The sequence below is a fragment of the Gemmobacter sp. LW-1 genome (assembly GCF_001303875.1).
GTDB classification, from domain to species: Bacteria; Pseudomonadota; Alphaproteobacteria; order Rhodobacterales; family Rhodobacteraceae; genus Gemmobacter; species Gemmobacter caeni.
Genome location: NZ_LJSC01000026.1, coordinates 1 through 13,096 on the forward strand (window position 1 = coordinate 1; position 13,096 = coordinate 13,096).

The following is a 13,096-nucleotide window of genomic DNA, read 5'->3' on the forward strand; positions in this document are numbered from 1 at the left end:
CTGCCCCCAGCCCGGCGCCGTCAGCAGGTGGTGCAGAAGCTCGACCTGGATCCCTCGGCTGGCCAGCGCGCCTTCTGCCCCGGCCAGTTTCCCCAGCAACCCCGCCAGAACCGGGTCATCCGCAAAAGTGACCTCGGGCAGCGCCACGGCGGCGGGTGGGCGGTCCAGCGTTTCGGCCGCGAAGGCGCGCAGCTCCGCATCAGGGATATAAAGATGCACGAAGCGAAAGCGTCCGTCGATCTGCCATTCCGAGCTTGCGCCCTGCGGCATCAGCGACAGCGCGCCGGGGTGCCCGGCGGCAGCCTGCCGGTCCACCCGGCGGCTTTTGGTGCCATCCTCGGTATAAAGGCTCAGGACGTGATGGCGTGTTTCTTCATAGCGTACCCGATCCTGCGCATTTTCCCATGCCGCCAGCCCGAAGCCCGCACCAAGATCGCGCGCAGCCAGCAGCCGCGCGTTGGAGCGGCTGAGACGTTGGAACACAGAGGCGGCGAGCGTTGTCATGCTGCCAGACTAGCAGCCCGGCCCGATGGCCGGAACAGGCGCCGCCGTGAAAACAGCAAGATCGTGCAAGCGTGACCAGCCGCGCCGTGGCAGGAAGGCGGCATGACAAACATCGCCCTCTTCGCCGCCACCGTCCTGATCTGGGGAACCACCTGGATCGCCATTGCCTTCCAGATCGGCCCCGTCCCGGTGCTGACCTCGGTGTTTTACCGCTTCGCGCTGGCAGCCCTGCTGATGCTGCCCGTGCTGGCGCTGTTCCGGCGGCTGACGCCGGTGCCCCTGCGTGCGCATCGCTTCATCCTGCTGCAAGGGGTGTTTTTGTTCTCGGTCAACTTCCTGTGCTTCTACAATGCGACCCGGTTCATCCCCTCGGGCCTTGTATCCGTTGTCTTCTCGCTGGCGACGATCTTCAATGCAGTGAATGCGCGGCTGATCTTTGGCGACCGTATCCGCCCGCGCGCCCTGCTGGCGACGGCGCTGGGGGCGGCGGGGCTGGCGCTGCTGTTCGCGCCCGATCTCTGGGGTCATGCCGTCGATGTGGATACGCTGAAGGGGCTGGCTCTGGCGGCGGGCGGCACGCTGAGCTTTTCGCTGGGCAACATGGTATCGCGCCGGAATTCGGCGGCGGGCATCCCGCCTCTGACCGCAAATGCCTGGGGCATGGGCTATGGTGCGCTGATGCTGCTGGCGGCGATGGTCTTCAGCGGGACGCCGATGGTGGTGCCGGACGAGCCGCGCTATCTGGCGGCGCTGGCCTATCTGTCCATCATCGGCTCCATCGTCGGCTTCACCACCTACCTGATGCTGGTGGCGCGTATCGGCACCGGGCGCGCGGCCTATGCGACCGTGCTGTTCCCGGTGATCGCGCTGATGGCCTCGGCGGTGTGGGAAGGCTTTGTCTGGACACCGCTGGCCGTGGCGGGGCTGGCGCTGACGCTGGGGGGGAATGCGGTGATGTTCGCTCCCGCCCGCCGCGCCAGCGCGCAACCTGCCTGAGGCTCAATCCGCCTCGGACAGCAGCTTGCGCAGGTCCAGACGCGCGTTGGACATGGCCAGATTGCCCGACGCATCGCGCGGCCAGTCGGCCTGATCCCGGTCGCGGTACAACTCTACCCCGTTGCCATCGGGATCGCGCAGATAAATCGCCTCGCTGACCCCGTGATCGGCAGCGCCATCCAGCTGGATACCGGCCTCGACCACGCGCTTGAGCACATTGGCCAGCGCCTTGCGGTCGGGGTAGAGGAAGGCCGTATGGTAAAGCCCGGTCGTGCCCGGCGCGGGCGGCTGCCCGCCTTTCGATTCCCAGGTATTCAGGCCTATATGATGGTGATAGCCGCCCGCCCCCAGAAAGGCCGCATCGCGGCCATAGCGTTGGGTCAGCGGGAAGCCGAGGATGTCGGAATAGAAGGCCAGCGCCCGGTCGAGGTCGGATACCTTCAGGTGAACATGGCCGATGCGGGTGTCGGGCGGTGCGATATGCGGGGTGGTCATCGGAAACTCCTGTGCTTTGCCCCAAGGTAAGGCCGGACGGTCCCTGCGATAAGGCGCAGGCGGGCACAGGGTCTGTGCAGAACTGTGCCTGCACCGATACGATACCATCGCAACGCAAAGCGCCTAGCGCGCTGCCCGGCGCAGGATGCGCAGCGCGAGGCTCTGGCCCAGATGCCCGGCAAGACCCGCCAACGCGGCAGTCAGGCCCGCAAGGCTTGCCCCCAGCAGAAGCCCGGTCTTGCTGATCCGCAGCCCCAGCCGCAGGAACCGGGTCTTGCCCAGCACCTCCACCGCGCCAAGCGTGCGCGGACCCAGCGCCTCGGCACCGCGAGCCAGCCGCGCCGCATCGGCGGCCGTGTCGACATGCGGCATAAGACGCAGGGCCGTGGTGGTATCGGTGGCCCCCTGCATCCGCACCATGCCCGTCGCGAGGCCGGTGATCTCGGCCCGCGCGGCCGGGCGGATCGCGGCACCCAGGTCATCAAGGCTGCGCGCGGCACGCAGGGCGGCAGGGTCCACCGCCTCGTCGGCGATGCGGACAAGCCGCGCGGTGAGACGCGGGTTCAGCAGCCGCATCCCCCTGGCCAGCCTTAGTCCCGAGGCGCCCGCCTTTATCGGAACGCTTGCCCCGGAGGAGGTGCCGACCGAGGCGATGGTGATGGCCGTTACCCCCAGCCCCACCGCTGAAAGCGTCAGATCCAGCCGGTCCACCTCGGCCCCTGCCCACCAGTTGCCGGATTGCCGGGCAAGGCCCAACATGTCCCCCACGGGCGAAAGCGTGACCGGCGCGTTACAGATCAGCCCCTGCGACAGCGAACAGTTTCCCATGTCCCAGGCACAGGCGGCACAATCGGCCGCCAGTCGCAGCGGCGCGGTATCCTCGGCCCAGGCCTCTTCGATCCGGGCCACCAAGGTGGGATGCAACGGCAGGCCACGTTCGGCCGCCACCCGTTCGACCGCGCGCAGCGCCACCCAGTCACGCGGGCTGGCGGCCAGATAGCCCGACAACAGGCCCGCCACCCGCCCCTCCGTCGCCCGCAGGGCCAAAGCCGCATCAACGGCGGCGCGGTATTCGGCGGCGCCACGTTCAGCCAGCAGATGCAGTGCAGGGTCACGCGCCAGCGCACGCAGGCTGAGGAAGCTGCCCGCCACCGACGCGATCAACAGCACTGCCAGCGCCAGTCGCATCAGACGGCGGATCGGCGTGACAGAACGGGGCTGGCGGCGCATCATGCGGGCAATCTGGGGCGGCGTGCGGCAAAAGGCAAATCGTCGCGCCACCTTGTGCATCGCCCTGCCCTGCGGCAGGTTTGCCCTGCAACCGGAGGCAGACATGAAAACCATTGGCATTCTGGGGGGCATGTCCGCCGCATCGACCCAGACCTATTACCGCCAGCTTTGCGACCTGACCCGCGCGCGGCTGGGCGGGCTGCATTCCCCGCAGCTTCTGATCCGCAGTCTGGATTTCGCGCCCGTTGCGGATGCGCAGGCGGCGGGCGACTGGGCCACCCTGGGCCGGTTGCTGAACACCGAAGCGCGGGCATTGGAGGCAGGCGGGGCGCAGATCCTGCTGCTGGCCACCAATACGATGCACAAACTGGCGGACGAGATGATGCGGGGCGTCGGCATTCCGCTTCTGCATATCGCCGATGCCACGGCACAGGCGCTTCGGTCCGCAGGGCTGATGCGGCCCGGCCTGATGGCAACGGCCTTCACGATGGAACAGGATTTCTACACCGGCCGCCTGCGCGCTGCCGGGCTGGATCCGCTGATCCCCGGGGCCGGGGACCGCGCCACCCTCCATCGGATTATCTATGAAGAGTTGTGTCAGGACCGGGTAACGGACGCTTCGCGCCGCATTTTCGAGGCAATAGCCGCCCGGCTGAAGGCTGATGGCGCGGACAGCCTGATCCTTGGCTGTACCGAGGTCGGGATGCTGCTGTCCGGGTCCAACAGCCCCTTGCCGGTGTTCGACACAGTGGCAATTCACTGTGCCGCCGCAGTGGAGGCCGCGCTGTGACCCCGGCTGTTCCTGCCCCGGTTGTTCCTGCCCTCGTCGCGGCGCGCGATCAACTGGCCTATTTCGCCAGCCAAAGCGTCACCCTGCCCCTCACGATTGGTCCGCTTGAGGTCTGGAACCGCATGATGGCCGCACCGCTGCCGGGCATGGCGCTGGCCTTCCGCATCCGCGACGCGATTTCCGCCCGCTTCGGGGTAGAACGGATCGGCGGGTTCAGTGGGCGCCCTGCGGGCCAGCCCCGGCCCGGCGACCGGCTGGATTTCTTCACCGTCGAGGCTATCAGCCCGGACCAGCTTGTGCTGACCGCCCGCGACCGCCATCTGGATGTGATGATCTCCACCGATTGCAACGGTCCGCAAGTCACGGTCACCGCCTCTGTCGTGACGCATAATCTGTTCGGCCGGGCCTACATGCTGCCCGTCGGCCCGGCGCACAGGCTGATTGTCCGGCTCATGCTCAACCGGCTCCGCCGCAGCCTGACCTGACGTCCTGCCGCAACGGAACTTCGCAATTGCAGCATCAAGACTCGCATTTTGCCGCAATGCAGCATATATTGGGATCAGGGAGGACGGACACTAAGGATAAGGTTCCGCCATGTTCATGCGCCTCCGCAAATCGCCCGCTGTCGCGGTCAATCCCGCGCCGCAGCCTGCCACCGATCACCCCGAAGACGCGCTGGTCTATTTCTCGCATCAGGCCGATACGCGCCCGTTGCGACCGATGACCGCGCTGGAGCAGATGTACGCTTATTACACCGACGAATGAGCCTCTGCCAAAATTTAGAACCGTTCCAAACTTGACTTGAAGCCGCCCCGGGCGCATATCCGATGAATACCGTCGGAGATATCCCATGTTCATCCAGACCGAATCGACCCCGAACCCCGCGACGCTGAAATTCCTGCCCGGCCGCGCCGTGCTCGATGTCGGCACCGCCGATTTTCCCAGCGCCGAGGCCGCCTCGAAAAGCCCGCTGGCCAGCCGGATCTTCACGGTTCCGGGCGTGACGGGGGTGTTCTTCGGATCGGATTTCGTCACTGTCACCAAGGCCGAAACGAGCCTGTGGGATCATATCAAGCCCGCGATCCTGGGCGCGATCATGGAGCATTACCAATCCGGCGCGCCGGTGATGCAGGGCGAGGCCACAAGTGGTGGCCATGCCAGCAATCATGCGGCGGAAGACGATGACATCGTGCGCCAGATCAAGGAACTGCTGGATACCCGCGTGCGTCCGGCGGTGGCACAGGATGGCGGCGATATCACCTTCCATGGCTTTGATCGCGGCGTGGTGTATCTGCACATGCAGGGCGCCTGCGCGGGCTGCCCGTCTTCGACCCTGACGCTGAAAATGGGCATCGAGAACCTGCTGCGCCACTACATCCCCGAGGTCACCGAGGTGCGCCCCGTTGCCGCCTGAAACGGTTCTGGCCTTCGACACATCGGCCGCGCATTGCGCGGCCGCTTTGCTTTTGCCAGATGGTCGCGTGCTGAACCGGCTGGAACCGATGGAAAAGGGTCAGGCGGAGCGTCTGATGCCGCTGCTGGAAGAGTTGCTGGCAGAGGGGGGTATCGGCTGGGGCGATCTGACGCGGCTGGGCGTGGGCACTGGCCCCGGCAATTTCACCGGCGTGCGGATCAGCGTGGCGGCGGCGCGCGGGTTGGCGCTGGGCTTGGGGATTCCGGCTATCGGCGTCACCCGGCTTGAGGCGCTGGCCCATGGCCTGCCCCGCCCGCTGCTGGTGGCCGAGGACGCCCGGCGAGGCGAGGCCTATGTGCAGGGTTTCGGCCTGCCGGGGCTGGAGACTGCACGGCTGATGTCTGCCAGCGCGCTGCCTGACGCCCCGCATGTCACCGGAAGCGCCCTGCCCGATGCGCTGCCCCCGGCGCTTCCGCTGGCCGAGGCGATTGCGCATATCGCCGCCAGTCGCAGCCCTGACGCGCGCCCTGCCCCTTTCTATCTGCGCGGCGCCGATGCTGCCACGCCCTCTGACCCAGCCCCGGTCATCCTGCCATGACCCCCGAGGCCATGGCCAATCTGCACGCGCGGTGTTTCACCACACCCGCGCCCTGGTCGGCGCGGGATATGGCTGCGCTGACAGAAGACCCGCTGTGTTTCGTTCTGACGACCGAGCAGGGTTTTCTGCTGGGCCGCGCGGTGGCCGGCGAGGCAGAACTGCTGACCCTTGCCGTGGCGCCGGAAGCGCGTCGACAGGGCATCGCCTCGTATCTGGTTCGTGCCTTTCTAGACGAAGCGCGCGCGCGCGGCGCGGAAACGGCCTTTCTGGAAGTTTCGGCCAAAAATGCTGCGGCTCTGGCGCTTTATCTCCGGCATGGATTCGCGCAGGCCGGTCTTCGGCACGGATATTACGCAACGTCAGACGGCCAGCGCATCGACGCGCTGGTGTTGTCACACCCGCTGTCGCCCGCCGCGGAAAGCAGCAAATGAAGGCATTTTGACCGGAGGATCAAATCCGGCAGCCGCTTCCCGCGATTCCATCTTGACCGATCCCGGCATAGCCGCCCTACAATGCTCGCCACAGATCCCCGATCTGCCCGGCGACCGGGTGCAGGGGGCAAGTCAGTGTAACGACAACCGGGAGTATTCCATGACCCTGATGAAAACCCTGCTGGGCGCGGCGGCAACGCTGGCGCTGTCATCGGCAGTGGCGGCAGCCGATCCGGCGATCATCTTCGATCTGGGCGGCAAATTCGACAAATCCTTCAACGAGGCCGCGTTCAACGGGGCCGAGAAATGGGCCAAGGAAACCGGCGGTTCCTACAAGGAACTTGAAATGCAGTCGGAAGCCCAGCGTGAACAGGCACTGCGTCGCCTTGCCGAATCCGGCGCCAACCCGGTGGTGATGACCGGCTTCGCCTTCGGCGATGTGCTGAACACCGTCGCCCCGGATTTCCCCGACACCAAATTTGCCATCATCGACATGGTGGTCGAACAGCCGAACGTGAAATCGGTGGTCTTCTCGGAACATGAGGGGTCGTATCTGGTTGGCATGATGGCCGCACTGGCCTCGAAAACCGGCACCGTCGGCTTCATCGGCGGCATGGATATCCCGCTGATCCGCAAATTCGGCTGTGGCTACGCGCAGGGCGCCAAGGCGGCGAACCCGAATGCGACCGTCATCCTCAACATGACCGGCACCACCCCCGCTGCGTGGAACGACCCGGTGAAGGGCGCCGAGCTTGCCAAGGCGCAGAAATCGCAGGGGGCCGACGTGATCTATGCGGCGGCCGGCGGCACCGGCATCGGCGTGCTTCAGGCTGCGGCTGATGAAGGCATCCTGTCCATCGGCGTCGACAGCAATCAGAACCACCTGCATCCGGGCAAGGTGCTGACCTCGATGCTGAAGCGCGTCGATGTCGCGGTCTACGAGGCGTTCAAGGAAGGCACCGACCTCAAGCCGGGCATCAACGTGCTGGGCCTGAAGGAAGACGGCGTGGGCTATGCGCTGGATGAAAACAACGCGCCCCTCGTCACCGACGAGATGAAAGCCGCTGTGGATGCCGCTGCCGAGAAGATCAAATCGGGCGAACTGGTCGTGCATGACTACATGTCGGACGACACCTGTCCGGCGGCCAATTTCTGATCCGCATGGGCGGCGCAGACATTTCGGGGCGGCAGTCATCTGCCGCCCCCTTCGCAATCGAGCTGCGGGGCATCTCGAAAGCGTTCGGGCCGGTTCAGGCCAACAAGGATATTTCAATCCAGGTCGCCAAGGGCTCGATCCACGGCATCATCGGCGAGAACGGCGCCGGGAAATCGACGCTGATGTCGATCCTGTACGGTTTCTACAAGGCTGATGCAGGCGAGATCGTCATTGACGGCAAGGTCACCCCCATCCCAGACAGCCAGAGCGCCATCCGCGCCGGGATCGGGATGGTGTTCCAGCATTTCAAGCTGGTGCAGAATTTCACGGTTCTGGAGAATGTGATCCTCGGCGCCGAAGAGGGTGGGATTCTTGCCAGATCGCTGGCCAGGGCCCGCAAGGTGCTGGCTGATCTGGCCCGCGAATACGAGCTGGACGTGGACCCCGACGCGCTGATCGAGGATCTGAGCGTGGGCCACCAGCAGCGCGTCGAAATCCTCAAGGCCTTGTATCGGCAGGCCGACATCCTCATTCTGGATGAACCGACCGGGGTGCTGACACCCGCCGAAGCGGATCACCTGTTCCGCATCCTCAAGGGCCTGCGCGATCAGGGCAAGACCATCATCCTGATCACCCACAAGCTGCGCGAGATCATGGAAACCACCGATACCGTCAGCGTCATGCGGCGCGGCACCATGGTGGCGACGGTGCGCACATCTGAAACCAGCCCCGAGGAACTGGCCGAACTGATGGTGGGCCGCAAGGTGCTGTTGCAGGTGGAAAAGGCCCCCGCCACCCCCGGCAAGACGGTGCTGGAGGTCGAAAACCTGCGCGTGCGCGATACGCAGGGGGTCGAACGGCTGAAAGGCATAAACCTGACCATCCGCGCGGGCGAGATTCTGGGCATCGCGGGCGTCGCCGGCAACGGTCAGTCGGAACTGCTGGAGGTGCTGGGTGGCATCGCGCGCGGCACCGGCACCATCCGGCTGAACGGACGCGAGCTGGATCTGACCGGCCGCCATTCCGATGGGCAAAGCCGCCGCGCCGATGGCATCGCCCATGTGCCCGAGGACCGGCAGGTTCTGGGCCTGATCATGGATTTCACCGCATGGGAGAATGTGGCCTTCGGCTATCACCATGCGCCGGAATATCAGAAATCGGCACTGTTGATGGACAATGATGCCATCCGCGCCGATTGCGAGAAAAAGATGGCGACCTTCGACGTGCGCCCGCCGATCCCGACGCTGGCCGCCAAGAATTTCTCGGGCGGCAACCAGCAGAAGATCGTCGTCGCGCGCGAGATCGAGCGCAACCCCGACCTGCTGCTGGTGGGTCAGCCGACGCGTGGCGTGGACATCGGCGCGATCGAGTTCATTCACAAGCAGATCGTCGCCCTGCGAGATGCGGGCAAGGCGGTGCTGCTGGTCTCGGTCGAGCTGGACGAGATCATGTCGCTCGCCGACCGGATCGCAGTGATGTTCGATGGCCGGATCATGGGCGAGCGCCTGCCTGACCAGACGAACGAACGGGAACTGGGCCTGTTGATGGCCGGTGTCAGCGGGGAGGCCGCGTAACATGGGCCGGATGCCGAAATGGGCCGACGCGGTGCTGGTGCCGCTGTTAAGCCTGATCATTGCCTTCGTGATTTCGGGTCTCGTGATCCTTGCCATCGGCGAGGATCCGGTCGAGGCGCTGAAGATCATGGTTACCGGGGCGCTGGGGTCGACCTATGGCTGGGGCTATACGCTTTATTACGCCACCAACTTCATCTTCACCGGGCTGGCAGTGGCCATCGCCTTCCATGCCGGATTGTTCAACATCGGAGGCGAAGGACAGGCGACGCTGGGCGGTCTTGGCGTGGCCGTCGCCTGTCTGATGCTGCCCTGGCCACACTGGAGCCTTGCGCTCCTGGCCTCGGTCGTGCTGTCGGCGGCCTTTGGCGCGGCCTGGGCGGCGGCGCCCGCCTGGCTGCAGGCGAAACGCGGCAGCCATATCGTGATCACCACGATCATGTTCAACTTCATCGCGGCGGCGCTGCTGAACTATCTGCTGGTCAATGTTATGCGGCCGCGCGGCCAGATGGACCCGGCATCGGCCCGTTTTCCGGCAGAAACCAATCTGCCGGATCTGCATCAGATGCTGGGCTGGTTTGGCATTCCCTTCGCCAAGGGCACCCCCGCCAATGTGAGCCTGTTCGTCGCGCTGATCGCCTGCGTGGCGGTCTGGACAATCATCTGGCGCACGCGGCTGGGCTATGAAATCCGGTCTTTCGGCAAATCGGAAAAGGCCGCGATCTATGCCGGCATCTCGCCCGTGCGTATCACCATGTATGCCATGCTCATTTCCGGCGCACTGTCTGGTCTGATGGCGGTGAACACCGTGCAGGGCGAGGCGAACCGGTTGCTGCTGAACAGCGTCGAGGGCGCGGGTTTCATCGGCATCGCGGTGGCGCTGATGGGGCGCAGCCATCCTGTCGGTGTGTTCTTCGCAGCCCTGTTGTTCGGCTTTCTCTATCAGGGCGGCGCAGAACTGGCGCTGTGGACCAAGATCCCGCGCGAGCTGATTACCGTCATTCAGGCGCTGGTCATCCTGTTCACCGGCGCGTTGGACGATATGGTGCGGGCGCCGTTGAAGCGGCTGTTCCTCGCCTCGGGCCGTGGGGGGCAATGATGGATTTCGCAACAATCATCCAGATTCTCGATTCCACCGTCCGGCTGGCCACGCCCTTGCTTCTGGCCTGTTTGGCGGGGCTTTATTCCGAACGCTCCGGCGTGTTCGACATCGGGCTGGAAGGCAAGATGCTGATTGCGGCCTTCGCCTCGGCGGCGGCGGCTGCCGCAACGGGTTCGGTCTGGCTGGGGCTGCTGGCGGGCATCTTTGCCTCGCTGATGCTGGCGGGGCTTCATGGTCTGGCCTCGATCACCTTCCGGGGGAACCAGCTGATTTCCGGGGTGGCGATCAACTTCCTTGCCTCTGGCCTGACTGTGCTGCTGGGACAGAAGTGGTTCGGGCTGGGCGGGCGTACACCCTCGCTGGAAGGTGCGGCGCGGTTCGAGCCGATCAGCCTGCCCTTTGCGGGCAGCATCGCCCCCGTGCCGGTGCTGGGACCGATATATTCAGAACTGATCTCGGGCCATTCGATCCTCGTCTATGTCGCCATCGCGCTGGTTCCGGCTTCGGCCTGGCTGCTCTATCGCACCCGCTTTGGGCTGCGGCTGCGTGCGGTCGGCGAAAACCCGGCGGCGGTAGATACGGCGGGCGTGTCGGTCACCGGCATCCGTTATGCAGCGGTGGCGATTACCGGCATTCTTTGCGGTCTGGCAGGCGCCTATCTGTCCACCGCGCTGGCAGCAGGCTTCGGACGCGAGATGACGGCGGGCAAGGGGTTCATCGCTCTGGCCGCGCTGATCTTCGCCAAATGGCGACCGTGGTATGCGCTGGCGGCCTGTATGCTGTTCGGTCTGCTGGAGGCGGTGTCGATCCGTTATCAGAGCATCGACCTCGGCTTCGTGATGATCCCGGTGCAATTCACCCAGGCGCTGCCTTACATTCTGACCGTGGTCATTCTGGCGGGCTTCATCGGCAAGGCTGTTCCGCCCCGCGCGGGCGGCGAGCCCTATGTAAAAGAGCGCTGATCGCGCCGCAGCGCGGCAGGGATGCAACGTGCGACGGTCCGGTGCAACCATTGCGCCGGACAAGCGTTTGACAACGCAGGCGGAAGAACGCAAGTCTTGGGGACGGGCCTGCCCGTGTCCTCAAGACCCCCCGCTGTGTGGACCCGCCCATGACGCTGTTCCTCCCTATCGCCGAGGTCTCTGTCAACGCTTTCGCGCTGATCGGGATCGGTGCGATCGTCGGCTTTCTGTCAGGGTTGTTCGGGGTCGGCGGCGGCTTCCTGATCACTCCGCTTCTGTTCTTCATCGGCATTCCACCCGCCGTGGCTGTTGCCACCGGCGCCAATCAGGTGGTGGCCTCGTCGATCTCCGGCGTTCTTGCACAATTGAAGCGCAAGGCGGTGGATTTCCGCATGGGCACAGTGCTGCTGGTTGGCGGTTTCATCGGCTCGGCCTTGGGCATCTGGGTCTTCTCGCTGCTCAGCGCCGCCGGGCAGGTCGATCTGTTCGTGCAGCTGTCCTATGTGCTGTTTCTGGGCCTCGTCGGGCTGATGATGTTTCAGGAAAGCCTGCGCGCCATTCTGCGCGCACGAAAGGCCGGCAAGGTCGAGGTGCGCCGGGCGCATGTCCATACCTGGGTGCACCGGCTGCCGCTGAAGATGAAGTTCCGCGCCTCGGGGCTTTACATCAGCGTGCTGCCCCCGCTGGGTGTGGGCGCCATTGTGGGCTTCCTGTCAGCGGTGATGGGCGTGGGTGGCGGCTTCATCATGGTGCCCGCCATGATCTACCTGCTGGGGATGCCCACCAAGGTGGTGATCGGAACGTCGCTGTTTCAGATCATCTTCGTCACGGCCTTCACCACCGTCATGCATGCGGTGTCGAGCCAGACCGTCGATATCCTTCTGGCGCTGACGCTGATCGGCGGCGGCGTGATCGGCGCGCAGATCGGTGCGCGGGTGGGGGTGAAGCTGCGGGCCGATCAGATGCGCATTCTGCTGGCGCTTCTGGTGCTGGCCGTCTGCTTCCGCGTCGGGCTGGACCTGCTGCTGACGCCGGAAGAGTTCTATTCCATCACACCGGGGCGGCTGCCATGAAGCGGCTGATCCTCGCCCTCCTGCTGGCGGCCTCGCCTGCCCTTGCCAATGATCCCGGCGAAGAGATCGTCGCGGGGCTGAGCCAGTCATCCGTGTCGATCACCGCCGATTATGCCGGGGCAGAAATCCTGATCTATGGCGCGGTCAAGCGCGAAGCCCCGCCACCGAAAGGGGGCACCGTACAGGTGATCGTCACGGTCGAGGGACCGGAAGGCCCGGTTTCCGTGCGGCGCAAGGACCGGATCTGGGGTATCTGGCAGAACAATGCAGCGGTGGAGATCGACCGTGCGCCCAGCTTCTATGCCGTCGTCACCTCCGGCCCGCTGTCGCGTGTCCTGTCGGAAACCGACGATCTGCGTCATCGCATCACCATCCCCCGCGCCATCCGGTCGGTCGGGATTGCCTCGGATGCCGATGAATCCCCCGCTTTCGTCAATGCGCTGCAACGTATCCGCACCGAAGAGGGCAAGTATTCGCTGCGCGAAGGCGGCGTGCAACTGACCGAACAGACCCTGTTCCGCACCGATGTCGGCCTGCCCGCCGCGCTGGTCGAGGGGGATTACACGGTCCGCATCTTCCTGACCCGCGAGGGCCGGGTGATCGACACGATCAAGCGGCGGATCTGGGTGCGCAAGGCCGGGCTGGAACGCTTCATGTATCAAAGCGCCCATGACTGGCCCCTGCTTTATGGTCTGGCCTCGCTGCTGATCGCCGCACTTGCGGGCTGGGCTGCCTCGGCCCTGTTCGCCCGGTTCCGGCCCTGATGATCCGGCG

General features: G+C 65.3%; 15 protein-coding genes and 1 pseudogene. 13 read left to right on the forward strand and 3 right to left on the reverse strand.

The annotated features are described in order from the left end of the window. A pseudogene (locus AO684_RS03970) lies at positions 1-504 on the reverse strand (AraC family transcriptional regulator); the annotation flags it as partial. Between the two features lie 102 nt (positions 505-606). On the opposite strand from AO684_RS03970, the gene AO684_RS03975 reads away from it, so the two are divergent. Beyond that, positions 607-1,500: a DMT family transporter gene (locus AO684_RS03975; protein WP_054301456.1), complete on the forward strand. Its 894-nt coding sequence runs from the start codon at positions 607-609 to the stop codon at positions 1,498-1,500. Between the two features lie 3 nt (positions 1,501-1,503). Here the strand turns inward: AO684_RS03975 and AO684_RS03980 are convergent, their stop codons facing one another. Both AO684_RS03980 and AO684_RS03985 read right to left on the reverse strand, forming a co-directional pair. Then, positions 1,504-1,995, reverse strand: coding sequence for a VOC family protein (locus AO684_RS03980; RefSeq protein ID WP_054301457.1), 492 nt, complete (start codon positions 1,993-1,995; stop codon positions 1,504-1,506). 123 nt (positions 1,996-2,118) lie between these two features. Further along, a complete protein-coding gene (locus AO684_RS03985) occupies positions 2,119-3,228 on the reverse strand; it encodes a hypothetical protein (RefSeq protein ID WP_152968341.1) in 1,110 nt (369 codons plus the stop codon). A gap of 100 nt (positions 3,229-3,328) precedes the next feature. Here AO684_RS03985 and AO684_RS03990 point away from each other — a divergent pair, with 100 nt between their 5' ends. From AO684_RS03990 to AO684_RS04040, 12 genes are all read left to right on the forward strand, one after another. Beyond that, positions 3,329-4,015 carry an aspartate/glutamate racemase family protein gene (locus AO684_RS03990; RefSeq protein ID WP_054301459.1) on the forward strand — a complete coding sequence of 229 codons (687 nt, stop codon included), beginning with the start codon at positions 3,329-3,331 and terminating at the stop codon, positions 4,013-4,015. Further along, complete coding sequence (locus AO684_RS03995; RefSeq protein ID WP_054301460.1) at positions 4,012-4,500, forward strand: DUF2867 domain-containing protein; 489 nt, start codon at positions 4,012-4,014, stop codon at positions 4,498-4,500. Before AO684_RS03990 ends, AO684_RS03995 begins: the two co-directional genes overlap by 4 nt. 109 nt (positions 4,501-4,609) lie before the next feature. Beyond that, complete coding sequence (locus AO684_RS21980) at positions 4,610-4,780, forward strand: hypothetical protein (protein ID WP_158640707.1); 171 nt, start codon at positions 4,610-4,612, stop codon at positions 4,778-4,780. Positions 4,781-4,865: 85 nt separating this feature from the next. Next, on the forward strand, positions 4,866-5,429 hold the full coding sequence (locus tag AO684_RS04000) for a NifU family protein (RefSeq protein ID WP_054301461.1): 564 nt from the start codon (positions 4,866-4,868) through the stop codon (positions 5,427-5,429). After that, positions 5,419-6,027: a tRNA (adenosine(37)-N6)-threonylcarbamoyltransferase complex dimerization subunit type 1 TsaB gene (tsaB, locus tag AO684_RS04005; protein WP_054301462.1), complete on the forward strand. Its 609-nt coding sequence runs from the start codon at positions 5,419-5,421 to the stop codon at positions 6,025-6,027. Before AO684_RS04000 ends, tsaB begins: the two co-directional genes overlap by 11 nt. Then, positions 6,024-6,458: a GNAT family N-acetyltransferase gene (locus AO684_RS04010; RefSeq protein WP_054301463.1), complete on the forward strand. Its 435-nt coding sequence runs from the start codon at positions 6,024-6,026 to the stop codon at positions 6,456-6,458. The genes tsaB and AO684_RS04010 overlap by 4 nt, the downstream gene beginning before the upstream one ends. A 160-nt stretch (positions 6,459-6,618) precedes the next feature. Continuing rightward, positions 6,619-7,614 carry a BMP family protein gene (locus AO684_RS04015; RefSeq protein ID WP_054301464.1) on the forward strand — a complete coding sequence of 332 codons (996 nt, stop codon included), beginning with the start codon at positions 6,619-6,621 and terminating at the stop codon, positions 7,612-7,614. 5 nt (positions 7,615-7,619) lie between these two features. After that, entirely contained in the window at positions 7,620-9,188 is a 1,569-nt protein-coding gene (locus AO684_RS04020) for an ABC transporter ATP-binding protein (protein ID WP_054301465.1), read from the forward strand. 1 nt (position 9,189) lies between these two features. Then, the gene (locus AO684_RS04025) at positions 9,190-10,284 is read left to right on the forward strand and encodes an ABC transporter permease (protein ID WP_054301466.1); all 1,095 of its coding nucleotides are present in this window, start codon (positions 9,190-9,192) and stop codon (positions 10,282-10,284) included. Then, entirely contained in the window at positions 10,281-11,249 is a 969-nt protein-coding gene (locus AO684_RS04030; RefSeq protein WP_152968342.1) for an ABC transporter permease, read from the forward strand. Before AO684_RS04025 ends, AO684_RS04030 begins: the two co-directional genes overlap by 4 nt. A 149-nt stretch (positions 11,250-11,398) precedes the next feature. Beyond that, on the forward strand, positions 11,399-12,322 hold the full coding sequence (locus AO684_RS04035; RefSeq protein WP_054301467.1) for a sulfite exporter TauE/SafE family protein: 924 nt from the start codon (positions 11,399-11,401) through the stop codon (positions 12,320-12,322). After that, positions 12,319-13,086 (forward strand): TIGR02186 family protein, encoded by a 768-nt coding sequence (locus AO684_RS04040; RefSeq protein WP_054301468.1) that lies wholly within the window; start codon positions 12,319-12,321, stop codon positions 13,084-13,086. Before AO684_RS04035 ends, AO684_RS04040 begins: the two co-directional genes overlap by 4 nt. The last annotated feature ends 10 nt before the right edge of the window (positions 13,087-13,096 follow it).